The sequence below is a fragment of the Bradyrhizobium sp. SZCCHNR1002 genome, from assembly GCF_032381435.1.
In the GTDB taxonomy this organism is placed as follows: domain Bacteria; phylum Pseudomonadota; class Alphaproteobacteria; order Rhizobiales; family Xanthobacteraceae; genus Bradyrhizobium; species Bradyrhizobium aeschynomenes.
The window spans coordinates 2478638-2505336 of the sequence record NZ_JAUHIS010000001.1 but is presented as its reverse complement, the minus strand read 5'-3'; the positions used below and the strand labels follow the sequence as shown (position 1 = coordinate 2505336).

Here is a 26699-nt window from a genome sequence, read left to right as displayed (position 1 = left end):
GCTACGCGACCTTCGCCAGCGCGGCCTGCGCCTCGCTCTGGATGCGCTTGAGATGCTCGGCGTCGCGAAAACTTTCGGCGTAGAGCTTGTTGACGTCCTCGGTGCCGGAGGGGCGGGCGGCGAACCAGCCGTATTCGGTTTCGACCTTGATGCCGCCGAACGACTGGCCGTTGCCGGGCGCCTTGGTGTGCACGACGCGGACGGGGTCGCCGGCGAGCTCCTTCAGGTTCAGCGTCTCCGGCGTCAACGCCTTCAGCGCCGCCTTCTGCGGCGGGCTGGCCGGCACGTCGATGCGTTCATAGACGGGGGCGCCGAGCTCCGCCGTGAGCTCCTTGTAGAGCTCGCTCGGGTCGCGGCCGCGCTTGGCCATGATCTCGGCGGCGAGCAGGCCGAGGATGAGGCCGTCCTTGTCGGTGGTCCACACCGTGCCGTCGCGCTTGAGGAACGAAGCGCCCGCGCTCTCTTCGCCGGCGAAGCCGAAGCTGCCGGTGCCCAGGCCCTCGACGAACCATTTGAAGCCGACGGGCGTCTCGACCAGCTTGCGGCCGAGCTTCCGGGCAACGCGATCGATCAGGGAGCTCGACACGATGGTCTTGCCGATCGCGGCGTCGCTGCGCCAGTCCGGCCTGTGCGCGAACAGATAGGAGATCGCGGTCGCCAGATAATGGTTCGGGTTCATCAGCCCGCCGGTGCGCGTCACGATGCCATGGCGATCGGCATCGGTATCGTTGGCGAAGGCGACGTCGAAGCGCTCGCGCATCGCGATCAGGCTCGCCATCGCATAGGGCGATGAGCAATCCATGCGGATCTTGCCGTCCCAATCCGCAGTCATGAAGCGGAAGGTCGGATCGACGACATCGTTGACGATCGTGGCGTCGAGGCCGTAGCGCTCGATGATCGGCGCCCAATAGGCGATGGCGGCACCACCGAGCGGATCGATGCCGATCTTGACGCCGGAGGCCTTCACCGCGTCGAGATCCACCGTGTTGGCGAGATCGGCGACATAGGGCGTGATGTAGTCGTGCGGATGCACCGAGCCGCGCTGCTTGGCCTGATTGTAGCTGATGCGCGACACGCCATCGAGGTCGTTGGCGAGATAGACATTGGCCTGGCGCTCGATCTCGCCCGTGGCGTCGGTATCAGCCGGGCCGCCATGCGGCGGATTGTATTTGTAGCCGCCGTCGTCGGGCGGATTATGTGACGGCGTGATGACGACGCCGTCGGCGAGATGCGCCGTGCGGCCCTTGTTGTAGGAGATGATGGCGTGCGAGATCACCGGCGTCGGCGTGTAGCCGCCGTCCTTGTCGATCATCACCTCGACGCCGTTGGCGCCGAACACCTCCAGCGCGCTGGCGAGCGCCGGCTCGGCCAGCGCATGGGTGTCGATGCCGACGAAGAGGGGACCGTCGAGACCCTGCTGGCGCCGGTAGTCGCACAGCGCCTGCGTGGTGGCGAGAATGTGGTTCTCGTTGAAGCCGGTCTTCAGCGACGAGCCGCGATGGCCCGAGGTGCCGAAAGCGACCCGCTGGGTGGGCTCGTGCGGGTCGGGCTTCAGCGCATAATAGGCCGTGATCAGCCGCGGAATGTTGGCGAGCGCGGCGTTGGCGATCGGCTTGCCGGCAGCGGGGTCTGTCTTGGCCATGGAGCATCCTTCGCAAGTTCGAAAACATCGGCGGCGGCGGTTCGTTCCGCCCCGACAGCAGGCGGTCCAACATGGCGGCGTGCGCTGATCCGATCAACGGAAATTCGTGCCGCCTTCGCGGGGGCCGCGCGCCGGTCAATCCGTCAATTCGTAGACGAGGTGCCCAGGCCCGACCAGCCGCGCGGTGAAATTCACCGTGCGTCCGGCCAGCGCCGCAAAACGCCCCGAGGCCAGCTTGAACACGACCTTGCCTGTGGCCTCGGAGATGGCCGGCGTGCCGTCCTTCATCACCACCGAGCCCGCACCTTCGCTCAGCACGGCCACGGCATAGCCGTCCGTGCTGCGGTGAATGCCGGCGCCGTACAGATATCGGCCCTTCTGGTTCTCCCATTCGGAGGCGACGTTGGCGGTGTAGGTCGCGCCCTTCATCAACCCGTCGGTGCCGATGCACGAATATTGGAAGCTGACCAGCATGTGACCGGGACGGTCGCCGATCGGCTCGAGGCCCATCGTGCCGACGATCGTGCAGTCGTAGCGGGCGATGGTGTCGGCGCTCGCGGTTCCGAGGCAGAGCCCCATCGCGACGCACGCGGCCGACGCCGTCCTGGAGAAGTACATCTGCTCGCCCCCACCTTTCCATGCCGTACAAACACTACCACAGATCGCGCCCGGTCCGGCTGCTGTTCCCCGCGACTTGTTTGATCGCGCTACGAAGAACCTGCTCGGCCGACGCTGCCGCTTCATGCGCTGGACATTAACCACGCCGCGCTGAGACCACCGGCCCGGACCGGCGCTTAAGCCTGAGTTTAACGCATCTCCGTGGAAATAGGAGGCCAACGAGGGGCGCGTGGGGCGCGCAGGAGAGTCGTCAGGAGCGGGAAAGTGAGAGCGCTTTGTATTGGCGCGTTGGCCGTCGTATCAGTCTTGGCTCTGGCAGGATGCAGCCGTCCGGTCATGCCGCAGGTCGCGGCGCCTTGCGTGGATCTGAGCGGCAACGCCTGCGCGGACAATGCTGCCGCCGGTCAGCCGGCGTCGCTGGCGCCCTCCGAGAAGGTGGCCAAAGCGAAGAAGACCTCCGCCGTTGCGCGTCGTGCGGCCCTGCAACGCAAGCACGCCCGCGCGGCCAAGCGACGCTTGCCTCCGCAGGTCGCCACCGCAAGGCCGCCTGAAAAGCCGCCCGCCGCGCCGGCGCCCAGATCATTCTCCGACAAGTCATCTTCCGACAAGCCGTCGCCCGAGCCGGTCCCGCCGGCCGACGGCGCCTCCGCGCCGGTCGTCAAGATTCCGTCGCCCGCGAAGGATACCCCGCCCGCCCCGGGCAAGGTTCAGAGCGAGGTCATGGTCGCAGCGGTCACGGTGGCGGCCGAGCTGGCCGAGCGCATGACCGCGCTACGTGTCCCGGAGGGGCCTGCCGACAGCCATCTCGTGGCCGTGGTGCTGGCGCGCCCGACCGTGCGGGGCCTGGCCGATCTCAGCGGCAAGGTGATCGCGATCGATGAACGCTATGCCAAATCCAATGCGAGGATCACGACGGCCATGAATGCCGCCGGTGCATCCGAGGTGCTGCTGCTGGAAGGGCAGGCGACCGCGATCACCCGGCTCAGCAACGGCGAGGTGAACGCGGCCGTGGTCGCACTGGCCTCGCCGGAAGCCGCCGAGGCGTTTCCGAAGATCGCGGGTTTCCGCCTGTTCACGGTCGCCCTGAAGCCTTAGCTGCAAGGCCAGCTCAGGTCGCCGCGGGGGTGCTCGTCGCACGCGGCAGTGCTGCCGCGCCGCGCGCAGCGGTGACGCCCTTCGGGAAGCCGCTGCGATCGAAATAGAGCCGCTTGCGGCCGCGCCGCGCATCGTGCTGCCGTGCGACGTCCTGGGCTGCGAGATAGTCCAGGACCGTGATGCCGCCGACCATCACCAGCGCAGCCATGACGGTGCCGACGCGCGGGTTGCTCGGCCTGACCTCGCCGAGCAGCGTCGCCATGTCGAGCCCGTCGCCGGCCACGCGGCTCCACAGGCCGGCCTTCTTCTCGACCGACAGCGTCATGACGCCGGCGAGCAGCTCGCGGACACCATAGGCGCGGACCAGGCCCTCGCGGCCGTCCATGCCGAGCGCGCGCGTCACCCGATGCGGGGCCAGCAGCTCGAGCGTGCCGAGCGCGATCGAGAACCAGCCGAGCCCCCGCGCCAGCCGGTCGGCCGCAGTCAGCGAGCTCGGGCCGGTCGCGATGATCTTGGGGTCGCCCTTGGACCTGACGAGATTGGAAAAATGAAACATGCTTTGCGCTTCCCTTACGGCTTCAACACGACCTTGACGCAGCTGTCCTGCTTGTCGCGGAACGCGCGATACATCTCGGGGCCCTGCGCCAGCGGCACGGTGTGGGTGATGACGAAGGACGGGTCGATCTGGCCTTCGGCGATGCGCTGCTTCAGATCCTCGGTCCAGCGGTTGACGTGGGTCTGACCGGTGCGGATCGTCAGCCCCTTGTTCATCAGCGCGCCCATCGGCACCATGTCCGAGAAGCCCGAGTAGACGCCGGGGATCGAGACGATGCCGCCAGGCCTGCAGACATAGATGATCTCGCGCAGTGCGTGCGGACGATCGTTCTCGAGCATGAACATCTGCTTGGCGCGATCGAGCACGCTGTCGGGCTGTGCCATGCTGATATGGCTCTCGAAGCCGACGCAGTCGATGCATTTCTCCGGGCCCTTGTTGTCGGTCAGCTCGTTCAGCCTTTCGACCACGCTCTCTTTGTCGAAGTTGATGGTGATGGCGCCGCCGGCCTCGGCCATCGCCAGCCGCTCCGGGATGCGGTCGATCGCGACCACCTGCTTGGCCCCGAGCAGGATGGCGCTGCGGATCGCCATCTGTCCGACCGGGCCGCAGCCCCACACTGCGACCGTATCGTCGGGCTCGATGTCGCATTGCGCCGCGCCCTGCCAGCCCGTCGGGAAGATGTCGCTGAGAAACAGCGCCTGCTCGTCCGTGATGCCGTCGGGCACCTTGATGTGGGTGGCGTCGGCATAAGGCACGCGCAGATATTCGGCCTGGCCGCCCGGATAGCCGCCGGTCAGATGCGTGTAGCCGAACAGGCCCGCCGTGGTATGGCCGAACACCTTCTCGGCGAGATGCTTGTTGCGGTTGGTGGTCTCGCAGACCGAGAAATTGCCGCGCTTGCACTGCTCGCACTCGCCGCAGATGATGGTGAAGGGCACGACGATGCGGTCGCCCTTCTTGAGCTTGCCGTTGACGCCGGAGCCGACCTCGACGACCTCGCCCATGGTCTCGTGGCCCATGATGTCGCCCGGCATCATCGCCGGGATGTAGTTGTGGAACAGATGCAGGTCCGAGCCGCAGATCGCGCAGCTCGTCACCTTGATGATCGCGTCACGCGGATGCTCGATCTCGGGATCGCTGACCGTGTCGCAGCGGATGTCCTCTTTGCCATGCCAGACCAGCGCCTTCATTCCCATCTCCGCGTCACCAAGACCTCCGGAGCAAGTCTGAGCCGCGACGATGGTTGCTATGAGCGCGCGAATTTTCACCGTGCCACGCGTGGCGCGGCACGTTCCGAGATCAGACGACGAGGCGCTGGCCGGTGTGGGCGCTCGTCGCCCGGCTCACGTTCCGGGTCAGCTCAGGCCTTCGTCTTGGCAGGCTTCTTCGGTCCGGTCTTCGTGGGAGGCGTCTTGCTCGCCTTGCCGCGGGAAGCCTTGGCCGGCGCGGCATCGGACGGCTTGTCGGCCTTCTTCTCCGGCGCCTTCTTGTCGGGGACCTTGGGCAGCTCGGCCGCGGCGGCCTGCCGCATCGCGCGGGCATAGCTGTCGGCAACGTTGTCGGCCGAGATCAGCAGCCGGCGCGCGGCGGCATTGGCCTGCTCGACCGCCTCACGGGCGAGCATCTTGAAGCGCTCCTTGGCGTCCTTGTCCTTGGCCTTGACCGCCATGCCGTTGAAACGGTCCCGCCGCTTCTTGGCCGCCGCCAGAATGGTCTTGTTCTGCTGCTTGGCCAGTTGCCGGATCACGGCATCAAGATCGGCATCTGCCATCGTCGTCCCCAAAACCCCCTCGAGAATCAGCGCGTCGGGCGCCGAAAAACGCGCGGACTATGCTATCCGCGTCGCCACTTTGCAATCGGGGTACCAGAGGAGGGGCGCCGTCCCAATCGGAGGCATGCAGGAGCCGTCGCATCCATCACCGCTCACGCCCCGAAGGGGCCTCGCGAGGGCCGCTGCATGTCAGTCATGCGGGGGGCGATGGTGCGAAGGCACCGTTTAGGACAATCGGAAACAGGATGTAACCGACTCTCTGCAATTCCATCAATTCCAACGCAACGGTTGGTCCGCAACATCGTCCGCAACGGATCTTGTTTGTCGGAGTTTTGAGCCTTGTCGGCCGGACATCAGTACCTCACGCTTCTGTCGCGGTTCCAGCGCAACGACAGCGGTAATATCGCCATCATCTTCGCGCTGGCGCTGCTGCCGATCCTGGCCTTCGTCGGCTCGGCCATCGACTATTCGATGGCCGTGCGGGCCAAGGCCAAGCTGGCTGCCTCGCTCGATGCCGCCATGCTGGCGGCGACCGGCTATACGGCGATGCGCGGCAGTGCGTCCGACGCCAAGACGGCGGCGACCAACATGTTCAACGGCCAGATGTCGGCGCACAACCTGTCATCGAACGCGCTGAACATCGACATCGCAGATAGCGTGACCGCGCGAACCGTGACGGGCACCGCCAACGTGGTGGTGAAGACCGTATTCATGTACATGTTCGGCTATCCGACCATGACGATCTCCACGTCCTCGTCGGCCTCGGCCTCGTTCCCGACCTACATGGACTTCTACGTGCTGGTCGACAATTCGCCGTCGCAGGGCCTCGGCGCGACCACGGCCGACATGACCAAGCTGCAGAACGCGACCTCCGACAAATGCGCCTTCGCCTGCCACGACACCTATACGTCGAGCTCGAAGAAGACGCTGCAGACCAACAGCTACTATCAGATCGCCAAGAACAAGGGCGTGACGATGCGGATCGACGTCGTGAGGTCCGCGACCCAGTCGCTGACGGACACTGCGACCGCAAGCCAGGTCGTCAGCAATCAGTATCGGATGGCGGTCTACAGCCTGGGCAGCGATTGCGGCTCGCTGGGGCTGACGACCATCGCCAGCCTGTCCTCGAGCATGTCCTCGGTGAAGTCGTCGGTCAGCTCGCTCGACCTGATGACCATTCCCTATAGCGGCTACAACAACGACATGTGCACCGATTTCGACGGCACCATGTCGGCCATGAACGGGGTGATCCCGACCCAGGGCGACGGCTCGTCGTCGAAGCCGCAGAAATGGCTGTTCTTCGTCTCCGACGGCGTCGCTGATTATTCCTATCCGACCACGTGCAGCAAGACCGTGCTGTCCGGCGGACGCTGCCAGGAGCCGCTCAACACCACGACCTGCACCGCGCTGAAGGCCCGCGGCATCAAGATCGCAGTGCTCTACACCACCTATCTCGCGATCACCAACAACAGCTGGTACACGACCTACATCGCGCCGTGGCGCGACTCGATCGGCGGCATCATGAAGTCCTGCGCCAGCCCCGGCTACTACTACGAGGTCGATTCGAGCGGAAGCATCGGCACGGCGCTGACGGCGCTGTTCCAGCAGGCCATCGCCTCGGCGCATCTGACGAAGTAGGGCGGAGGCTCAGGCCTTTGCAGCAGGCAGCGCAACCAGCCGTTCCAGCGTCGCGCGGTCGTTGAGCACGGCGAGCATTTCTCGGCGGGAGAGGAAGCCTGTCGCTTCGTCGAAGCTGGTCGCGTCGGCAATCCGGGCTTTCGCCGTCGCCAGTTCGACATTGATGTCGCCCGGCTTGCGCCGCGGCGTGGCAGGCAAGGCGTCGACGTGCTGCCGTCGCAGTTCGGCATTCCGCTGCAACGCGACCAGCGCGGGGGCGCGGCGCGGCTCCGGCTCATCCGCAAGCTGTCGGGCGCGGACCAGTACCGCGGGAGGAGAGCGGTCCTCGGGCGTGGTGAACAGGCCCGCGCCGGTGCTGCGTCCGCCGGTGAGGAGGCCGATCGGAATCGACAGCACGAGGCCGGCGATCACCGGCGACATCCACGCCAGCAGAGGCAACGACACCGCATAGGCGCTGGCGGCCATCGCGAGGCCGCACAATGTCGGCAGCGCGAACTTGCGATAGATCTCCCGCCGGCTGACCCCGCCGTCGCTGCGGCGCTGCACCTGCCAGCCGGCGTCGCGGCCGAGCAGGATCTCGATCACCGCGATCGACTGGAAGATCATCATCGAAGGTGCGATCAACGCTGCAAGCACCGTTTCGGCGAGCACGGCAGCGCATAACCGCAACCCGCCGCCGAAGCCGCGGCGCCTGTGACGGCGGAACAGCGTCGCGATACAGGCCAGCAGCTTCGGAATCATCAGCAGGCCGAGCGTCGCGGCGAAGACCTGGGCGGCGAGCACGGGATCCTGGGCCGGCCAGGTCGGAAACAGCGCAAAGCCCTTGGGGAAGTATTCGGGGCGGACGAAGTTGGCCTGCAGCGAAATGAGAATGCCGAGCACGAGGAAGGCGAACCACAGCGGCGCAGTGACATAGGCGCCGATGCCGATCAGCAGATGCAGCCGCGATACCCAATGCAGCCCGCGTGCCGGCAGCACTGCCAGATGCTGCAGATTGCCCTGGCACCAGCGCCGGTCGCGCGCGGCATGGTCGATCAGCGAGGGCGGCACCTCCTCGTAGCTGCCGTCGAGGTCGACGGTCATGTAGATCCCCCAGCCTGCGCGGCGCATCAGCGCGGCCTCGATGAAGTCGTGGCTGAGAATATGGCCGCCGAACGGCTTTCGTCCGGGCAGCTCCGGCAGCGCCGCGTCCTGCGCGAATGCTTCGACGCGAATGATCGCATTGTGGCCCCAGTAGTTGCCCTCGGCGCCGTACCACCAGGCATTGCCGGCGGCGATCAGCGGTCCGTAGAGCCGCCCGGCGAATTGCTGCAGCCGCGCGAACAGGCTGGTGCCGTTGACGATCACGGGCAGGGTCTGGATCAGCGCCGCCTGCGGTGCCTGCTCCATGGCATGCGCCAGCCGCACCACGGTCGCGCCGCTCATCAGGCTGTCCGCATCGAGGATCAGCATGTGGTCATAGGCGGCGCCGAAGCGCTGGACCCATTCGGCAATGTTGCCGGCCTTGCGCGCGACATTGTCGGCGCGGTGCCGGTAGAACACGCGGGCACTGCTGCAGACTTGGCGCAAAGCCAGGAACGCTGCCTCCTCGCCGATCCAGATGTCCGGATCGGTGGTGTCGCTGAGCAGAAACCAGTCGAAGCGCTCGGCCTGGCCGGTCTCGGCGATCGACTCGATCATGGCGCGCAGCCGCACCATCACCGCGTGCGGATCCTCGTTGTAGGTCGGCAGTAGCATCGCCGTACGGCTTGCGAGGGCGGGCAGGGGACCGTCGACGTCGATCGCGATCGTGTCGCGCCGCCGTGCGAACATCGCGCCGAAGCCGGCCAGCGCCGACACAAAGGCAAATGCGATCCAGGCGAGCAGGATCGAGAACAGCACGAGCACCAGACTCTCGAGCACCGTCACGCCGCCAACCTCGACGACCTCATACATCTTGGTGCAGCCCGCAAGCGTCAGGGCGGCGGTACCAAGAAACACGAGACTGCGACGGAAGGCGATGCGCGGCCCGCTCGTGACATCGCGCCTGGGGGGCGCGCGATCGTTGAGCGGCTTCGGCACCATCGCGAGCGGCGCCTCGGCCGGGAGAAAGCCCGAACCCGCGGCCTGATCGGAGCGCAGCAGCTGGGTGGCGGTCATGGCGTCCACCGATAGATCCAGCTCTCTGAGATGAGCTTGTCGTTGGCGACCAGCTCCGCCCTGAGCTCGACCGGAGCGTCGCTGACCGCGCACTGGAAGCTGAGCCGCCAGCCTCCCGTTTCGGGGTTGGGCTGCGCTACGACGTTCGTCACCTCGGACTTCGCCGCGCTGACCACGCCCTTGACCGTCGCCGGATCGATGCCCTTCAAGGCGTCGCCCTCCAGCTCGAGCACGAACAGCCGGCCTTCGCCGCGGGCGCCGACGCCGGTGCGCGTGAAGCGCGCCAGCGCGTGTGGCTTCGGCCTGTCCGGCCCCCAATGCAGCCGATAGGTCATGTTGTGCTCGCCCTTGGCGGCGAGCGGCGTCTTCGGCCGCCAGAATGCGGCGATGTTGTCGTGGATCTCCTGCTTGGTCGGGATCTCGAACAGCACCACGGCGCCTTCGCCCCAATCGCCGATCGGCTCGATCCACAGGCTCGGCCGCTGCTCGAAATGCGACTCGAGATCCTGGTAGGCGGTGTATTTTCGTTCCCGCTGCATCAGGCCGAAGCCGCGCGGATTGAGATCGTTGAAGACGCTGACCTGGAGGTCGCGCGGATTGCTCAGCGGACGCCAGAGCTGCTCGCCCTTGCCGTTGAACATCGCGAGTCCATCGGAATCGTGCACCGCGGGCCGGAAGTCGTCGGCCTCGTTGCGGTCGTTCGGACCGAAGAAGAACATGCTGGTCATCGGCGCCAGTCCGGCGTGGCCGATCTCGACGCGTGGATAGAGCGAGGCCTCGACGTCGAACACTGTGGTGTCGCCTGGACGGATGGTGAAGCGGTAGGAGCCTGTGGCGCTCTTGCTGTCGAGCAGCGCATGCACGACCATCGCGGTGGCGCCGGCCGTCGGCTTCTCCAGCCAGAACGCCTTGAAGACCGGAAACTCCTCGCCCTTCGCTTCGCCGGTGTCGATCGACAGCCCGCGCGCGGACAGCCCGTAGAGCTCGCCCTTGGACACGGCGCGGAAATAGCTCGCGCCCAGGAACACGCAGACCTCGTCGTAATAGTCGGGCCGGTTCATCGGCGCGTGAATGCGAAAGCCGGCAAAGCCGAGATCCGCCGCCGGGAACGCGGCCACCTGCGGACCGAACGCGAAGTCCTCGGGGCGATAGGCCACTGGCTTGGCCTGTCCGTCCGTGACCTCGTAGATGTCGACGCGGTCCTTGTAGATCGAGCCGCGATGGAAGAACTGCGCCTGAAACGGCAGGTTCTCGCCGCGCCACAGCGCGTGATCCGGCAGGAAGCGGATCGAGCGATAGGCGTCGTAGTCGAGCTTGGCCAGCGCGTCCGGCAGCTGATTGTCCGGCGCGGCATATGGCTTGGCGGCGAGATTGCGCGCGAGATCGCGCACATAGGCCGCATTGAACGGCTGAGCAGCTGGCGCTGCGGCTCCCGCGCTCGGCACGAGTGATGCGGCGACCGGAATCGCAGCCGCAGATTGAATGAACTGACGGCGGTTCAACTTATTCTCGCTTTGCTGGGTGGAACAGCGGAGCAACATCTCAGGAGGCGTCGGGTTCCATCCGACTAGGCCGCATGTCTGACGAACAATGGATCATCGTGGCCGAACGGCAAATGAACGACGATCATGACGCCGCTAACGGTGCATCATCGGCGGCAGCTCTGCGATATGGAATGCGACGGCGCGAGCGATGCTTCAACGCCGAGAGAGACCGATCTCCCCTGATCGGCGCCGTTCCGTGCGCATGGCCCCAGCCGATCGGGAGTGCAACCAGTCGCGCAGGCTCATGACTTCCGGGCACTCCGCCGTGCCCTCAGGTGCCATGAGCCAGTCTCCCACTCCCGTGCCTTTGTCGATCCTGTCGCAGCGATAGCCTGGATGGCTGCCCAACCCGCGGCCGATCAGCGCATCGACCTTCCCTTCGACCAACTCATGCAAGCCGGCAGGCTGCAAGATGCGTAGACCAATGTCCGGATGGGTGCTGCGGAAATTCTCCAGGTCGAGGCGTCGCAACTCGAAGTTCTCAGGCACGCCCACCTGCAGCAGTACGGCGCATCGAGGCTTGAGTTGCAAGGTCGCGTCTGCAATGCGGCGAAAGCCATCGGAGACTCCGACCAGATAGGCCTGCCCATCTGCGGTCAGCACGAGTTGCTTGTGCAGCCGCGCGAACAGGCGCACGCCGAGGCGTAGCTCCAGGGCCTTCACGTGCTGCCCGACAGCGGCGGGTGTCACGTGCAGCTCATGTGCCGCCAGCTTGAAGCTGAGATGTCTCGCCGCGGCCTCGAAGGCACGGAGCGCGTTCAATGGAGGAAGGCTGTAGGTCATTGTTTCGTACTCTGGCACGGCTGCCACATGCGCTTGCAATAGATTTTCTATCGCTGAGGGGCAGAAACTTTGCTTTGAAGCGCGCGCATGCTCCCGTCTACGATTTGTGTGCAAGCCCGCGGCCCTGGAACGGCAGGCGTCGCAGCACAGTCTTCGAAGAGGTGTTCGATGCCCGATATCCATCCATTCTACCAGACACAGCGCAGCGCCATGCAATCGGCTATGCGCCAACGTGTCACGCTTTCCCGCCCCCTGTTGCGCGAGCGGGCCGGATTGTTGGACCTCGGCACAATCAGCGACGAGATCATGGAGGAATTCGACATCGTGCTCGCTCAGATGCCGTATGTCGGCGGCATTGCGAGCCGCATGAGCGACTTCTTCATGCGGCTGATCGGATTCGTGGCGATGAGCCGGGTGCTTCGGCGACACGGGCTGAAACCCGCAGTGATCGGCGACATCGAACAGGAGGTCTACAATGCGCAACTCCTCGCCGAGCCTGAAGCAGACCGTCTCGCCGCGGGACGGTCTTTCATGTCGCCGGAGAACCAGCGATTGCTCCGCGACCAGGCGGCGTTGAGCGCCTCGGAAAGCCACCGAAGTGAATTCCCCGGTGACTTCGTCTACGATTTCGTCGAGCCCGCCCCTGGGGACGGGTTCGAATTCGGGATCGACTACAAGGCCTGCGGCTTCTGCAAGTTCGCAGCCAGTCATGGCGATCTGGACATTCTGCCAAACATCTGCGGGCTGGACTTCGTTGCCTATGCGGCGCGCGGCATCCGTCTTGAACGGACCCAGACTCTCGCCGGTGGGGCGAGCCACTGCAACTTCCGCTTCTCCCGGCTCAAATCGGATCAGGTCGCCACGTTCAAGAGGTAGAGCAGGCAAAGGCGTGCTTGCAAGTCTGTCCGCGTCTCTCACCGGCTGTTTCGCGCGCGTGACCACGATGTGGCCGGTTTTCGCCTGATGGACGGTGGGTACGCAGCCGCCCTTTGTGCGCCCGTTCGCCCAACCTGCGGCCATCGCGGCCACCTCCGTCAACCGCGCTCGCCAGCGGCCAATCTGCCGATTTACCGAAAAAAATCCGGTAACCCGGAAAATAGGTCTTTCTTTTTTACAGAAATCATGATTGTATGCACCCATCCCGTCTCGATTAAGGGGCGTATCGCGGTCGTCACGAGCGTTGATGCGGGATGCGATGGGCGTGTCGGGCCGCAGCGTGAGCAATCGCGCCGACGAACGGTTCGATGCGCACGGTCAAGCCGTGTGGTCCTGGTCTCCCGGTGCTGAGATCAAGTTCGCGCCGACGATGGTGCGGATGACAGGGGCAAGACAGCCGGTCCCTGGGGAGAGCGCGGAGTAAGCCGTAAAGCCATCGCGCAGGGAGGGCCGGGTCTGTCCGGCTGGACCTGTGGTACCTGCCGCCTGCATTTTTTTCGCAGGCGGGCCACGGGCCTCAGTCGAGGTCCGGCCTTCCCTGCGCCCTCGCGTTGTCCGTGAGGGTCCCGATCATCCCTTCGGGCGCGTGTTGCGCCGCGAGAGCAATGACGCCTGCGCGCCCGGTAGCGCTGGCATACTGGATATGCTTATTAGTTCGCGGGCGTCGAAGCGGACGCCTCACCACGAGCATCTCGGCCGGTCTCAACGGCTGAATCCAGGAGGAACCCAGATGGCACCCACCTCACGCCGCAATCTTCTTGCTGGCGCCGGCAGCATGGCTGCGGCGGCCGCGATCATGGCGGAGACACAACCGGCTGCTGCACAGGCGGGACCGAAGCCGATCTTCGCCGTGCCGGCGACCACGATTCCGATCGTCGGCGAGCAAGGCGTATTTCCGGTGCGCCGCATCTATTGCATCGGCCGCAACTACGCGGCGCATGCGATCGAGCGCGGCTCCGATCCGAATCGCGAGCCGCCGTTCTTCTTCCAGAAGCCGACCGATGCGATCCAGAACGTCAGCATCGGCGAGGTCGCCGAGCATCCGTATCCGTCGCTGACCAAGAACTATCACCACGAGGTCGAGCTGGTCGCGGCGCTCAAATCCGGCGGCACCAACATCCCCGCCGAGCAGGCGCTCGATCACGTCTATGGCTACGCGCTCGGCCTCGACATGACGCGGCGCGACCTGCAGAACGGGATGGCCGCCGAGAAGAAGCCGTGGGAGATCGGCAAGAGTTTTGACCATGCCGCCGTGCTCGGACCGATCCATCCGGTGGCGAAGGTCGGCCATTTCACCAAGGGCGCGATCTCGCTCGCGGTCAACGGCACGGTCCGGCAGAACTCCGATCTCACCAAGATGATCTGGAGCGTCGCCGAGCAGATTGCGAAGCTGTCGGAAGCGTTCGAATTGAAGGCGGGCGATATCATCTATTCCGGCACGCCGGAAAATGTCGGCCCGGTGGTCAAGGGTGACGTGCTGCTGTGCAAGCTCGAGGGGCTGCCGGACATGTCGATCAGGATTGTTTGAGGGGAGGAGGATACGAGGTCAACCTGCTGCGCATCTACTCCTGTCAAATAAGATGAAGCTGGTCGCCGCGACGGATGGTGCGCTCCCTCTCCCCGTCCTTCACGGGGAGAGGGTTGGGGTGAGGGGCAGCCACGCGCACCGGCCCTGCGGAGAGCCCCCCTCACCCGGATTGCATCTCTCGATGCAATCCGGCCTCTCCCCGCACGCGGGGAGAGGCGTGCAGCGAGCGTCGCCGTGCGTGCTGTTATCCCAAAGGGCGGCAGCCGCCATCATCCCTCCGGATGCCGCGCCTGCCGCCGTGGCGCTCGCGGCGCCGGGGTCCTCATCGCCTGCCGGCCACCGGTCATCGTTGTTCCCGCGCAAACAGCCGCTGCCAGCCGTTCGCAAGTTTGTGGGCCGACAAAGAGCCGTCGGGCACCGCCCTTTATCGTCGCCCGCAACAGGCAAGCGAACGAGGGCAGACGTGGCCATCACCATCGAGATCGATCACGCCAGGACGCGCCGCATGGCGCAGGAGAAGGGCCAAAGCCAGTCCCCGGCTCACCGCCCGGCGCCGGTGCGCAAGCCGGCACGGTCGCCACGCCAGGTCGGCGGTCCCGTGGTTCCGCAAGGCGTCAAGGGACCGATCCGTCGGCTCAAATGGCTGATCCTGGTGCTGACGCTCGGCGTCTATTACGTCACGCCGTTCCTGCGCTGGGACCGCGGCCCGAACGCGCCGGAGCAGGCGGTGCTGCTCGATTTCGCCCATGGACGGCTCTATCTCGGCCCCGCCGAGATCTGGCCGCAGGACCTCTATCTCATCACTGCGGCGATGCTGCTCGCGACCTTCATCCTCGTCCTGGTGAACGCGCTGGCCGGCCGCCTGTGGTGCGGTTTCGCCTGCCCACAGACGGTCTGGACCGACCTGTTCCTGCTGGTCGAACGCCTCGTCGAGGGCGACCGGCGGCAGCGGCTGAAGAACATCGGCGCGCCGCTGACGGCGAAGCGGATCGCGCAGATCGCGACCAAGCACGCGTTATGGATCATGATCGCGCTCGGCACCGGCGGCACGTTGATCTTCTACTTCACCGATGCGCCGGAACTGGTGCGCGATGTCCTGCATGGCGAGATGTCGGCGACGGCGCTGACCTGGACGCTGGTGTTCGCGGGCACGACCTACGGTCTCGCCGGCTTTGCGCGCGAGCAGGTCTGCACCTTCATGTGCCCGTGGCCCCGGCTGCAGGGCGCGATCTGGGATCCCGAGGCCTTCACCGTGAATTACCGCGACTATCGCGGCGAGGTCCGGATGTCGGCAAAGAAGGCGGCCGAGGCCCGCGCGCTGGGCGAGCCGGCCGGCGACTGCGTCGATTGCGGCGCCTGCGTCGCGGTCTGCCCGATCGGCATCGACATCCGCCAGGGGCCGAGCTTCGCCTGCATCAATTGCGGCCTGTGCGTCGACGCCTGCGACGGCGTGATGGCCAAGCTCGACCGGCCGCGCGGCCTGATCGACTACGAGAGCTGGCGCAACATCGAACGTGGCCGCGCTGCCGAGCCCCGCGTCTCGCGGCTGGTCCGGCCGAAGACCATCGGGCTTGCGCTCGCCTGTGTCACGCTGGCGGCGGTGATCGCGGTGTCGTTCGTGACCAAGACCACCGCGGTGCTGTCGGTCCAGCACGATCGCGATCCCTTGTCGGTGCGGCTGTCGGACGGCTCGGTGCGCAACGCCTACACCGTCAAGCTGCTCAACAAGTCTTCGGCGGTGCAGAGCTTCACGCTCGGCGTCAGCGGTGTCGAAGCGGCGCTCGCCATCATCGGCCATGTGGCCGCGGATGCCATCGAGGTCGAGCCGGACGGCTCGGAGACGCTGCGCGTGACGCTGACGATGTCCGCGCCCGTGGATGCGGACGTCACCTTCCAGGCCGTCGATGCCACCGGCCAGGTCGTGCTGAGCGCGCACGACCGCTTCGTCAACCGGTAGAGGAGGGACTAGAGATACGCCTTCGGCAGCAGCATGTGGATGCCCTTGTTGCCGTCGACCAGCTGGGTGACGCGCAGATTGCCGGCCAGCGAGCACAGCATGTAGGCCTGGTTGCGCGACAGGTTGGTGCGGGCGCAGACGTGCTTGACCATCTCGCGCACCGCCTGCTTGGCGGCGTCGTCGAGATCCTCGTCGAGGCCGATCGACATCAGGTGCGTGGCATTCTCGGCGAACGGCCAGGTGACATCCATGTCCTTGCGCACGGTGAGGCGGAAGGTGCCGCTGACGCCGGTCTCCAGCGCGGTGATGCAGACCTCGCCGTCGCCCTGCACGCCGTGGCCGTCGCCGGCGAAGAACAGCGCGCCATCGTTGAACACGGGCAGATACAGCGTCGTGCCGGGCCGCAGCTCCTTGTTGTCCATGTTGCCGCCGAAGCTGCGCGGCACCGGCGAGCCGCACCGCCCCCACGCCGGCGGCGGCGCGGTGGCGATGATGCCGAAGAACGGATCGAGCGCGATCTCCGTGCCCCAGGGCATGATGCAGACCTGGCGCTCGTGATCGACCTTCGGGTGGATGGTCTCGTAGTCGGTGAATTCCTCGGGCAGGGTGCCGAGCAAAGGCAGGATCGAGACGAAGCCCCAGTCCTGGCTGACCTTGCAGCTGAGGATGTCGACCTGCAGCGTATCGCCGGGCTGCGCGCCCTTCACATAGACGGGCCCGGTGATGAAATGCGGGCCCGGCCCCTGGATCATGGTGTCAAGCGCGGTGAGATAGGCGGGCGGAACGATGCTGCGGTCTTCGGGGAGGGTTTCCTTGCCGCCGGCCGGGAACGAATGCAGCGTCACGGTGTCGCCGGAGGCGACCTCGAGGACCGGTGGGGTCGTGCTGTCGAGATAGCCCCACACCATGCTCTCATGCGTCGCGGGAATCTCGTGGCGTTTGGACATGGGCTGTCTCCGTCGGGCTCGGGTCTCGGCGCTGATAACAAGGCAGGATGCGGCGGGCGGCAATGCCAAAAACTGGTCAGCTTTGCTCACGGCCCCGGCAGATCGACGGGACGTCTTCCGCTGATGTCAATTTTGCCAATCGGCGACGTGGCGCCGGCAGACCCCGGCGATTCCACGCCGTCGCCCTTGACCGTTCCCGCCGTGCGCATCGGTGACGCGCGGTCCCGAGGGCCATGCGCCTGGGTACTACCAAGCTCATGGAATTCATGCGAGAATAGACCTGTTGGCCGCGTAGGGGTCTGTGAGCATGCGACGTTCCCTGCACACCGAGCACGAGATCCTGGTTTTGCTTTGCGAGGCGGAGTCGGGTGTTCCGATTGCCGAAATTTGCAGCACGGCCGGCGTGTCGCTGCGCACCTTTTATCGCTGGCGCCAGCGCTATGGCGGTCTCACCAGTCCTGCCCTGCGCCATTTGAAGGAGCTGGAGATCGAGAACCAGCGGCTGCGCTCGCTGGTGACCAAGCTCGTCGAGGGGCAGCCGAATGCCGCCGTTGCCCCGAAGGTCGCGCCGGCACCGCTGCGCCAGGATTGCGGCAGCACGCCTCATGGCGTGGCCGGTGCGCCGGGACAGGCCCGCGGCGCCGTGATCGGCCGTTATGCCTCGGTACGCTACGGCCGCTAGCTCGTTGCCGTTCTGTTGAAGGGATCATCGGCCGGATCGCTCCGGCCGATGACGGGCTCGTCGTCTTAGATCGCGAGCTGCTTGCCGATCGGCAGCGCGCGCAGACGCTTGCCGGTGGCGGCAAAGATCGCGTTGGCCAGCGCCGGCGCAAACGGCGGCACGCCCGGCTCGCCGACGCCGCTCGGCGGCGTTTCGGGATCAGCCGGCACGATGTGGACGTTGGTGATGAGCGGTGCCTCGTCGATCCGGACCACCGGATGGTCGTCGAAGTTGCGCTGCTGCACCCGGCCGTTCTTGAAGCTGACTTCGCCGTATTTGGCGAGGCTCAGTCCCATGATCGCGGCACCTTCGAGCTGCGAGGCGATGCGTTCGGGGTTGACGAAGACACCGCAATCGATCGCGCTGTCGACCTGGTGCACCGTCAGCTTGCCCTTGTCGTCGACCTCGACCTCGACGATGGTGGCGATGTAGCTGACGAAGCTGCGATGAGCGGCGATGCCGAGGCCACGGCCCTTGCCGACCTTGCGGCCCCAATTGCCCTTCTCGGCGACGAACTCGACGACCCGGCGCAGCCGCCCGGTATCGATCGGGTAGCTCTCATAGGGCTCGCCGTAGTTCCAGAGATCCTTCACCGAAGCGAGCTTGACGATGCGCGGACTGCCGATCAGTTCGAGCAGCATGTCCTTCTGGTCGCGACCGGTGGCGGCGGCGATCTCTCCCATCATCGATTGCACGGCGAAGGCGCGCGGGATGTTCGAGACCGAGCGGAACCAGCCGATGCGGGTCATCGCCTTGGCAGCGGGGTTCTCGCACTGGATGTTGGCGATCTCGAACGGCATGTCGACGAGGCCCATGCCGAGCTCGAACGGCGCGGCGTGATCAGCGCCCGCCGCAAAGGTCGACAGGATCGTCGGCGCAACGCTGCGGTGACGCCACGCCACCACTTTGCCGGACTTGTCGAGCCCGGCCTCGATCCTTTCCACCGAGACGGTGTGCAGGAAGTCGTGCTGGATGTCGTCGTCACGCGTCCACTGCACCTTCACGGGCGCGCCCAGCTCCTTGGAGAGCAGGGCGGCTTCGAGCGCGAAGTCGCATTTCGATTTGCGGCCGAAACCGCCGCCGAGCAGGGTGACGTTGACCGTCACGTTCTCGATCGGGATCTGCAGCGTCTTGGCGACATCCTCGCGGGTGCCGCCGGGGCTCTGCACCGGCGCCCAGATCTCGGCCTTGTCGCCCTTGACGTCGGCCACCGCGACCGGCGGCTCCATGCTGGCATGGGCGAAATGCGGCAGATAGTACTCGCCGATGATGACCTTGTCGGCCGATTTCAGCGCCGCTTCGACATCACCTTCCTGGCGCACGACGAGTCCGGGCTGGCGCGCGGCCGATTCGAGCTCGGCGCGGTAGGCGACGGAGTCGTAGGCTGCATTGGGGCCGTCGTCCCATTCGACCTTCAACGCGTCGCGGCCCTTGATCGCCGCACCGGTGTTGCGCGCGATCACGGCGACGCCGCCAAGCGGCTGGAACTTCGACGGCCACGGCCAGCCCTTGACCTCGAGCACCTTCTCGACGCCGGACACCTTGAGCGCCTCGGCCGGATCGAACGACTTCACCTTGCCGCCGGTGACCGGCGGCCGGGCGATGACCGCGTACTTCATGCCGGGCAGGCGGACATCGGCACCATAATGCGCCTTGCCGACGGTGATGTCGTGCAGGTCGACGATGCTGACCTGGCCCTTGCCGAGATAGCGAAAGTCTTTCGGCGACTTGAGCTTGATGGTGTCGACCGCGGGCACCGGCTGGCTGGCGGCGTCGGCCGCGAGCTCGCCGAAGCCGAGGCGCTTGCCGCTGGCGCTGTGCACGACCTCATGGTTGACCGCCTTCACCTCGCTTGCGGGCACGCCGAGCTTCTTGGCGGCAGCCGCCTCCAGCATCGCCCGCGCCATCGCGCCGATCTGGCGCATCGGCAGGAGATAGTGCCGCGTGCTGCGCGAGCCGTCGGTATCCTGGTTGCCGAACTTCACCTCGTCGCCGGGCGCCTGCACGACGCGCACGCGCGACCAATCGGCCTCCATCTCCTCGGCGACGATCAGCGGCAGGCTGGTGCGCACGCCCGTGCCCATCTCAGAGCGATGGGCGAGGATCGACACGATGCCGTCGGGTGCGATCGACACGAAGATCTTGGGATCGACCACGGTGCCATGCGGCATCTTGCCGGCGCCGGTCTCATAGGCGGCGAACGCCGGGCGCGACAACAAGGGGGCGGCGAGCACGAAGCCGCCGGCCAGTCCCAGCGTCTGCAGAATTGCGCGACGCGAAACGTTTTCCACCTTGAGATGCCGTTCGAAGCCGCGGCGCGATGCGGGCTTTGCGATCTCGGGATTTGCGATGATGCTCATGATCACACCCCCGTCGAGGCCAGATGGACCGCATTCTCGATGCGCTGATAGCAACCGCAGCGGCAGATGTTGCCGGCCATCGCGTCGCGAATCTGATCATGCGAGGGCTTCGGATTCTGGTTGAGCAGCGCCGCCGCCTGCATGATCTGCCCGGCCTGGCAGAAGCCGCATTGCGGGACGTTGACCTGCCGCCACGCCTTCTGCACCGGGTGGTCGCCGGTCGGATGCAGGCCTTCGATGGTGGTGACCTCGCGGCCCGCGACATCCGACACCGCGGTGATGCAGGCGCGCGCGGCCTCCTTGTCGACCATCACGGTGCAGGCGCCGCACAGCGCCTGGCCGCAGCCATATTTACTCCCCGTGAGCCCGAGCTCATCGCGCAGATACCACAGCAGCGGCAGGCTCGGATCGCCATCCCAGCTCTGCTCCTGTCCGTTGATTTTCACCTTGATCATGTTCGCCCTCGCTCTGTCGGACCAATGGTCGTTGGTTCTGATCGTTGGTGGACGCGCGCGGGACCACATGTCCCTGGTGCACGCGCCGGATCAATTGAGTTGTCGGAAAGCCACTCATGATAGCAGACCGGGAGGGATGCCGGTCTACACAGGCGCGTGTGTTGCAGGCGCTGCCACCAGCTGTACGCGGTCCCGTGCGGTGCAATTCGAAGCGATGGCATTGGCGGCGCGCCTTCGCGCATCGCGAGACCGGATACAACGTCAGCAAGGGCGTCGAGGGAGGGCCGGCCAAAAGAAAGAATGCCTCGCCGGCACATAGGCAGGCGAGGCACCAAGTCTTCAGGAAGGAACGCTTCAGTTGGTACGCTTGGTACGTTGCGGCCGTCAGGCCGCCTTTGCTTTCGCCACGTGGGTGGCAATCGCATCCATGAGGGCCGGCGACAGGCAGTCATAGGGCTCGAGCCCCAGCTCCTTCAGCCTCGCCCGGATCTCGCCCATCTGCTCCGGCTTCACGCCCGATTCGATCACCGAGGAAACGAAGGCGGCGAAGCCCGGTGCGGCCGAGCCCTGCTCCTGGAACAGCTCGGGGTGAATGAAGTCGAGGCCGTAGAACGGGTGACCGGTGTTCTCGATGCGGCCATACATGTGCGTGCCGCAACCGGTGCAGGCATAGCGCTGGATGACGGCGGAGGGATCGACGATCTTCAGCTTGTCGCCGTTCTCCAGAACCGCGACGTTCTGCCGCGGCACGACGGCCACGACGGAGAAGGTCGCGCCGGATGGCTTCCAGCACTTGGTGCAGCCGCAGGCGTGGTTGTGAGCCACGTCACCGGTGATGCCGACCTTCACCGGGCGATCGTGGCACTTGCAGACCAGCGTGCCGCCGGCGAAGTGGCCGCTTCCCTGTTTGACGCCGTTGTCAACGGACGGATGGATGTGGACAGTCATGGCGCAATCCTCCTCATGTTTGCGTGCTTGGGGTCAGAACACGACGACGGAACGGATCGATTTGCCCTCATGCATCAGGTCGAAGCCCTTGTTGATCTCTTCGAGCGTGAGCGTGTGGGTGATCATCGGATCGATTTCGATCTTTCCGTTCATGTACCAATCGACGATCTTGGGAACGTCGGTGCGCCCGCGCGCGCCGCCGAACGCCGTGCCCTTCCAGACGCGTCCGGTGACGAGCTGGAACGGGCGGGTGGCGATTTCCTTGCCGGCTTCGGCGACACCGATGATGATCGATTCGCCCCAGCCGCGATGGCAGGCTTCCAGCGCCTGACGCATGACGGTGGTGTTGCCGGTGCAGTCGAAGGTGTAGTCGGCGCCGCCGTCGGTCAGCGCGACCAGATGTTGGACGATGTCGCCGGTGACCTTCTTGGGATTGACGAAATGGGTCATGCCGAAACGACGGCCCCATTCCTCCTTGCCGTCGTTCAGGTCGACGCCGATGATCTTGTCGGCGCCCGCCATCCGGGCGCCCTGGATGACGTTGAGACCGATGCCGCCGAGGCCGAACACGATCACGTTCGAACCCGGCGTGACCTTGGCCGTGTTGACCACGGCGCCGACGCCCGTGGTGACGCCGCAACCGATGTAGCAGCTCTTGTCGAACGGTGCGTCCTCGCGGATCTTCGCCACCGCAATCTCGGGCAACACCGTGAAGTTCGAGAAGGTCGAGCAGCCCATGTAGTGGTAGATCGTCTGGCCCTTGTAGCTGAAGCGCGAGGTGCCGTCGGGCATCAGGCCCTTGCCCTGCGTCGCCCTGATCGCGGTGCAGAGATTGGTCTTGCGGCTGAGGCAGCTCTTGCACTGCCGGCATTCCGGCGTGTACAGCGGAATCACGTGATCGCCGGCCTTCACCGAGGTGACGCCGGGGCCGACCTCGCGCACGATGCCGGCGCCCTCATGGCCGAGGATCGAGGGGAAGATACCCTCACTGTCGAAACCGTCGAGCGTATAGGCATCGGTATGGCAGATGCCGGTCGCCTTGATCTCGACCAGAACCTCGCCGGCCTTCGGCCCTTCGAGGTCCACCTCGACGATCTCCAGCGGTTTCTTGGCTTCGAAAGCGACCGCGGCGCGCGTCTTCATGTCTCAAACTCCTGTTTCAGTCTCTCGGGCCCGCGACGCTGCCCAGCTCGCGGTCCCCATCGTCGATCATTTCTTGCCCATGCAGGAGTTCTCCGCTTCCGTATAGGCAGGCGGCTTGCCCTCATGCTTGGCCGGGCGGACGCGTCCCACCGCGTCATTGCCGCGGGCGCGCAGGTAGATGTAGAGATCGTCCATGTAGCAGGCCACGTTCGGATTGTCGCCGAAGGCCGGCATGACGTTTTCCTGGGACGAGCTGACATTCTTGCGGCCACTGGCGATGACGCCGATGAAGTCGCCATAGCTCATGTTCTTGACCGAGTCCTTGAGCGCCGGCGCGTAGGTGGAGCCCATGCCGTCGGGGCCGTGGCAGACGTGGCATTCGGAATGATAACGGCGGTATCCGGAGTAGGTGTACCAGTCCACCGATCCATCGGCGCCCACCTTGTAGGTTGGATCGCCATCCTTATCGAAATACTTCCCGTCTTCGGACTTGACGGCCGTTGGATCTCCCGGGCCTTCCGCCCAGGCGTTCCCGGCCACACTCATGGTGCCGGCTGCCGCGCACAGGGCCGCGGCGACCGCAATCAGAATCTTACGCAAGGGCGTCATCCCCAAATTTTCGAGGCAGGCGAACCGGCGCATGGACAAGATCCATGCGCCGGAAGCAGATTGCTCAGCTCACTGCTGCGGGAGCGAGAACACGGTGAGCGTGCCGCCGAGCGCGGTGTAGTTGCTCAGCGCCGCGTAGCCGCCGACGGCACCGAGACCGGCGGTCGGATCCGTCAGGCCCGCTGCAAGACCGATACCGGCCCAGCCGCCGACACCCGAGAGCACGGCAACGTACTGCTTGCCGCCATTCTCATAGGTCGTGACGTTGCCGATGATGCCGGACGGAGTCTTGAACTTGTAGAGCTCCTTGCCCGTCTTGGCGTCGACAGCCTTGAGGTAGCCTTCGAGCGTTCCGTAGAACACCACGCCGCCGGCCGTTGCGAGCGCGCCCGACCACACCGAGAACGGCTCCTTGTTCGACCAGACGATCTTGCCGGTCTTGCCGTCCCAAGCGATGAAGTTGCCCATATGGGTGTCACCCGCAGGCGGATACATCGACAGCGTCGCGCCGACATAGGGCTGACCTGCGGTGTAGCTCACCTTGAAGGGCTCGTAGTCCATGCAGACATGGTTGGTCGGTACATAGAACAACTGCGTCTCCGGCGAGTAGGCGGCCGGCTGCTGATCCTTGGTGCCGAGCGCCGCCGGACAGATGCCCTTGGTGTTGACGTCCTCGCCCTGCTTGTCGGTCGAGTACTGGTCGACGACCTTCGGGCGGCCATAGGTCGCCGAGTTCTTGTCCATGTCGACGCCCGTGGTCCAATTGACCTTCGGATCGTACTTCTCGGCGACCAGGAGCTCGCCATTGGACCGATCGAGCGTATAGGCGAGACCGTTGCGGTCGAAGTGGGTCAGCAGCTTGCGCGGCTGGCCGTTGACCGCCTGATCCGACAGGATCATCTCGTTGACGCCGTCATAGTCCCACTCGTCGTGCGGCGTCATCTGATAGACCCATTTCGCGACGCCGGTGTCGGCCGCGCGCGCGAAGATCGTCATCGACCATTTGTTGTCGCCGGGACGCTGCTTCGGATTCCAGGTCGAGGGGTTGCCCGATCCGTAGTAGACCATGTCGAGCTGCGGATCGTAGGAGATCCAGCCCCAGGTGCAGCCGCCACCGGTCTTCCACTGGTCGCCCTGCCAGGTCTTCAGGCTCGAGTCCTTGCCGACCGGCTTGCCGAGCGACGTGGTGTTCGCATCGAACAGGATCTGGTCGTCCGGACCTTGAGAATGTGCTCTCCAGGCCTGCTTGCCGGTCTTGATGTCGTACGCCGTCAGGTGGCAGTTGACGCCGAACTCGCCGCCGGAGGTGCCGACCAGGACCTTGTCCTTGACGACGAGCGGCGCCGAGGTGCCGGTCTGGCCCTTGCTCGGATCGCCGTTGACGGCGGTCCAGACCTGCTGGCCGCTCTTGGCATCGATCGCCACCAGCTTGTCGTCGGCCTGGTGCAGGAAGATCTTGCCGTCACCATAAGCGACGCCACGATTCACCGTGTCGCAGCACATCACCGGAATGACGTTCGGATCCTGCTTGGGCTCGTACTTCCAGACGATCTTGTTGTCGTTCGCCAGATCGATGGCGTAGACCTTGTTCGGGAACGGCGTATGCACATACATCATGTTGCCGACGATGATCGGTCCGCCTTCATGGCCGCGCAGCACGCCCGTGGAGAAGGTCCACGCGACCTGCAGCTTGCCGACGTTCTGCGCGTTGATCTGGTTGAGCTTGGAGTAACGCGTGTTGGCGTAGTCTCCCGCCGGCATCACCCAGTCCTTCGGGTTGGCCGACATCTTGACCAGTTCTTCGCTGGCCCATGCGCCACCCGCGGCGAGCGCCGCGACTGACGTCAGACATGTTGCGAGTAGCACTCTTCGCATCGTCTTTCCTCCCGGGTTCAACTGAGGTTCCGCAGAAAGCGGCCCAGTATTCGTTTTCGGCATCATTGATTATCCACTTCCCGATCGGGAAACTTGCCCAAAAGAGAAAAGAGCTTGCTCAAGAGTGAAGCGAACCGAAGTTTTTGCAGGAGATTTTGCTTTGCTGGTCCGCAACATCGGGCGCATTCTTGTTGCAGAGCATCAATTCACAGCATGCGGGTTCCACCGAAGGTTGATGTTTTTCTTGACCTTACAGGGACGAAGGCGGAGGATCGTTGCGGGCGTTTTATGGAACTGATGCGTCGCGAGGGATATCGCGGCCTTAAAATCGGAGTAATCTTGCAGCATTCTCATCCGCCGTCCTGCGGCGGACCCGTTGCGTCTCGATCTTGAATCGGTGGATGAATATGTCCGATACGATCCGCTCGCTTACTACCTCGGGGTTTTCGCCCAGGAGCCAGATACAGCGTTGGTCAGATGCACTGACCGATCTCTGCGGACGTTTCGATGTCGACCCTCTCGAGGGGGCTTCGTTCGAGGGCCGTATCAATTTCACGACGGTGTCGCGGCTGAAGCTGTGCCAGATCGAGGCCAGCCAGCACCGCATTGCGCATACCTATGCCCGTGCGCAGAAGGTTGCGCATCCCTACATCAAGATTCTGTTCCAGACCTACGGAACCTCCTACTTCGAGCAGGATGGCCGCCAGATCGAGATCGGCCCCGGCGATTGCCTGGCCTATGACGTCTCGTCGCCGCACACCATCATCAGCCCTGCGCTGACGCGCCATGACGTCGTGATCGTGCCCAAGGAACTGCTGCAGGAGCGCGGCTTCCGGTCCGAGAAGATGCCGGCCTACAAGCTGTCGGCGCGCAGCGGCACCGGCCGGATCGCGCACGACGTGACGCATGCCGCCTTCGATGAGGCGACCCGGCTGTCTCCGAACTCGGCGGCCAGCGTCGCCGAGTCGCTGATCGATCTGCTGCTGCTGCCGCTCCGCGAAGCCGATCGGATGCTGGATCGTGCCGGACCCGAGGCCGTCTACATCAGGGCACAGGCTTTCATCCGCGAGCACCTTCGCGATCCCGACCTCTGCATCGATCAGATTTCGGCAGCCTTAGGTTGTACCAAGCGCTATCTTCATATGGTCTTCAGCGACCGTGGCATGACCGTGAGCGACTATATCTGGCGCGCCCGGCTGCAGCATTGCCGCCAGGAGCTGGAGACGCAGACCGGCAAGACCATCACGGACGTCGCGTTCTCATGGGGCTTTTCGAGCTCGTCGCATTTCAGTCGCGTGTTCCGGAAGTATTTCGGTGTGGTGCCTTCGTCGGTTCACAAGACGGCAGCGCGCGCGGATTGAATATGCAGCCGCGCTAAAGCGCGATGAGATCAGGACGAATCGTCATCGCGCTTTAGATTGTTGTTTGCGCATG

General features: G+C 65.2%; 22 protein-coding genes. 7 read left to right on the top strand and 15 right to left on the bottom strand.

Features of this window, described 5'->3' with window-relative positions; all coding sequences use genetic code 11:
* Window position 1 precedes the first annotated feature (1 nt).
* Both pgm and QX108_RS11275 read right to left on the bottom strand, forming a co-directional pair.
* Window positions 2–1642 carry a phosphoglucomutase (alpha-D-glucose-1,6-bisphosphate-dependent) gene (gene pgm, locus QX108_RS11280; protein WP_315781899.1) on the bottom strand — a complete coding sequence of 547 codons (1641 nt, stop codon included), beginning with the start codon at window positions 1640–1642 and terminating at the stop codon, window positions 2–4.
* 135 nt (window positions 1643–1777) lie between these two features.
* Window positions 1778–2260, bottom strand: coding sequence for a hypothetical protein (locus QX108_RS11275; protein ID WP_315721387.1), 483 nt, complete (start codon window positions 2258–2260; stop codon window positions 1778–1780).
* 336 nt (window positions 2261–2596) lie between these two features.
* Here QX108_RS11275 and QX108_RS11270 point away from each other — a divergent pair, with 336 nt between their 5' ends.
* Entirely contained in the window at window positions 2597–3355 is a 759-nt protein-coding gene (locus QX108_RS11270) for a hypothetical protein (protein WP_315781897.1), read from the top strand.
* Between the two features lie 13 nt (window positions 3356–3368).
* On the opposite strand, the gene QX108_RS11265 is transcribed toward QX108_RS11270, so the two are convergent.
* From QX108_RS11265 to QX108_RS11255, 3 genes are all read right to left on the bottom strand, one after another.
* Window positions 3369–3911, bottom strand: a complete 543-nt coding sequence (locus tag QX108_RS11265) for a hypothetical protein (protein WP_315781895.1) — start codon at window positions 3909–3911, stop codon at window positions 3369–3371.
* Window positions 3912–3925: 14 nt separating this feature from the next.
* Window positions 3926–5101 carry a zinc-dependent alcohol dehydrogenase gene (locus tag QX108_RS11260; RefSeq protein ID WP_315781893.1) on the bottom strand — a complete coding sequence of 392 codons (1176 nt, stop codon included), beginning with the start codon at window positions 5099–5101 and terminating at the stop codon, window positions 3926–3928.
* Window positions 5102–5271: 170 nt separating this feature from the next.
* Complete coding sequence (locus tag QX108_RS11255; RefSeq protein ID WP_315781891.1) at window positions 5272–5682, bottom strand: hypothetical protein; 411 nt, start codon at window positions 5680–5682, stop codon at window positions 5272–5274.
* A 339-nt stretch (window positions 5683–6021) separates the two neighbouring features.
* Here QX108_RS11255 and QX108_RS11250 point away from each other — a divergent pair, with 339 nt between their 5' ends.
* Window positions 6022–7320, top strand: a complete 1299-nt coding sequence (locus QX108_RS11250; protein ID WP_315721382.1) for a TadE/TadG family type IV pilus assembly protein — start codon at window positions 6022–6024, stop codon at window positions 7318–7320.
* A 9-nt stretch (window positions 7321–7329) separates the two neighbouring features.
* On the opposite strand, the gene mdoH is transcribed toward QX108_RS11250, so the two are convergent.
* From mdoH to QX108_RS11235, 3 genes are all read right to left on the bottom strand, one after another.
* Window positions 7330–9459: a glucans biosynthesis glucosyltransferase MdoH gene (gene mdoH, locus QX108_RS11245; RefSeq protein WP_315781889.1), complete on the bottom strand. Its 2130-nt coding sequence runs from the start codon at window positions 9457–9459 to the stop codon at window positions 7330–7332.
* Complete coding sequence (locus QX108_RS11240) at window positions 9456–10961, bottom strand: glucan biosynthesis protein G (RefSeq protein WP_315781887.1); 1506 nt, start codon at window positions 10959–10961, stop codon at window positions 9456–9458. Before QX108_RS11240 ends, mdoH begins: the two co-directional genes overlap by 4 nt.
* Before the next feature lie 195 nt (window positions 10962–11156).
* A complete protein-coding gene (locus QX108_RS11235) occupies window positions 11157–11786 on the bottom strand; it encodes a LysR family transcriptional regulator (protein WP_315781885.1) in 630 nt (209 codons plus the stop codon).
* 168 nt (window positions 11787–11954) lie between these two features.
* On the opposite strand from QX108_RS11235, the gene QX108_RS11230 reads away from it, so the two are divergent.
* The 3 genes from QX108_RS11230 (at window position 11955) to ccoG (ending at window position 16207) form a co-directional block, all read left to right on the top strand.
* On the top strand, window positions 11955–12662 hold the full coding sequence (locus QX108_RS11230) for an L-2-amino-thiazoline-4-carboxylic acid hydrolase (protein WP_315781883.1): 708 nt from the start codon (window positions 11955–11957) through the stop codon (window positions 12660–12662).
* Between the two features lie 790 nt (window positions 12663–13452).
* Window positions 13453–14250 (top strand): fumarylacetoacetate hydrolase family protein, encoded by a 798-nt coding sequence (locus tag QX108_RS11225; protein ID WP_315781881.1) that lies wholly within the window; start codon window positions 13453–13455, stop codon window positions 14248–14250.
* 463 nt (window positions 14251–14713) lie between these two features.
* Entirely contained in the window at window positions 14714–16207 is a 1494-nt protein-coding gene (ccoG, locus tag QX108_RS11220; RefSeq protein ID WP_315781880.1) for a cytochrome c oxidase accessory protein CcoG, read from the top strand.
* An 8-nt stretch (window positions 16208–16215) separates the two neighbouring features.
* On the opposite strand, the gene QX108_RS11215 is transcribed toward ccoG, so the two are convergent.
* On the bottom strand, window positions 16216–17154 hold the full coding sequence (locus tag QX108_RS11215; RefSeq protein WP_315781878.1) for an acetamidase/formamidase family protein: 939 nt from the start codon (window positions 17152–17154) through the stop codon (window positions 16216–16218).
* A 307-nt stretch (window positions 17155–17461) separates the two neighbouring features.
* On the opposite strand from QX108_RS11215, the gene QX108_RS11210 reads away from it, so the two are divergent.
* The gene (locus QX108_RS11210) at window positions 17462–17836 is read left to right on the top strand and encodes a transposase (RefSeq protein WP_315781876.1); all 375 of its coding nucleotides are present in this window, start codon (window positions 17462–17464) and stop codon (window positions 17834–17836) included.
* A gap of 65 nt (window positions 17837–17901) precedes the next feature.
* Here QX108_RS11210 and QX108_RS11205 read toward each other — a convergent pair whose 3' ends face one another.
* From QX108_RS11205 to xoxF5, 6 genes are all read right to left on the bottom strand, one after another.
* Entirely contained in the window at window positions 17902–20235 is a 2334-nt protein-coding gene (locus QX108_RS11205) for a xanthine dehydrogenase family protein molybdopterin-binding subunit (protein ID WP_315781874.1), read from the bottom strand.
* Window positions 20236–20237: 2 nt separating this feature from the next.
* Complete coding sequence (locus QX108_RS11200) at window positions 20238–20690, bottom strand: (2Fe-2S)-binding protein (protein ID WP_315721372.1); 453 nt, start codon at window positions 20688–20690, stop codon at window positions 20238–20240.
* Between the two features lie 384 nt (window positions 20691–21074).
* Complete coding sequence (gene gfa, locus QX108_RS11195; RefSeq protein ID WP_172114152.1) at window positions 21075–21638, bottom strand: S-(hydroxymethyl)glutathione synthase; 564 nt, start codon at window positions 21636–21638, stop codon at window positions 21075–21077.
* 33 nt (window positions 21639–21671) lie between these two features.
* The gene (locus QX108_RS11190; RefSeq protein ID WP_315781872.1) at window positions 21672–22781 is read right to left on the bottom strand and encodes an S-(hydroxymethyl)glutathione dehydrogenase/class III alcohol dehydrogenase; all 1110 of its coding nucleotides are present in this window, start codon (window positions 22779–22781) and stop codon (window positions 21672–21674) included.
* 66 nt (window positions 22782–22847) lie between these two features.
* The gene (locus QX108_RS11185) at window positions 22848–23327 is read right to left on the bottom strand and encodes a c-type cytochrome, methanol metabolism-related (RefSeq protein ID WP_315726319.1); all 480 of its coding nucleotides are present in this window, start codon (window positions 23325–23327) and stop codon (window positions 22848–22850) included.
* A gap of 132 nt (window positions 23328–23459) precedes the next feature.
* Window positions 23460–25265, bottom strand: a complete 1806-nt coding sequence (gene xoxF5, locus QX108_RS11180; RefSeq protein WP_315721370.1) for a lanthanide-dependent methanol dehydrogenase XoxF5 — start codon at window positions 25263–25265, stop codon at window positions 23460–23462.
* A gap of 407 nt (window positions 25266–25672) precedes the next feature.
* On the opposite strand from xoxF5, the gene QX108_RS11175 reads away from it, so the two are divergent.
* The gene (locus QX108_RS11175; protein WP_315721369.1) at window positions 25673–26626 is read left to right on the top strand and encodes a helix-turn-helix domain-containing protein; all 954 of its coding nucleotides are present in this window, start codon (window positions 25673–25675) and stop codon (window positions 26624–26626) included.
* The last annotated feature ends 73 nt before the right edge of the window (window positions 26627–26699 follow it).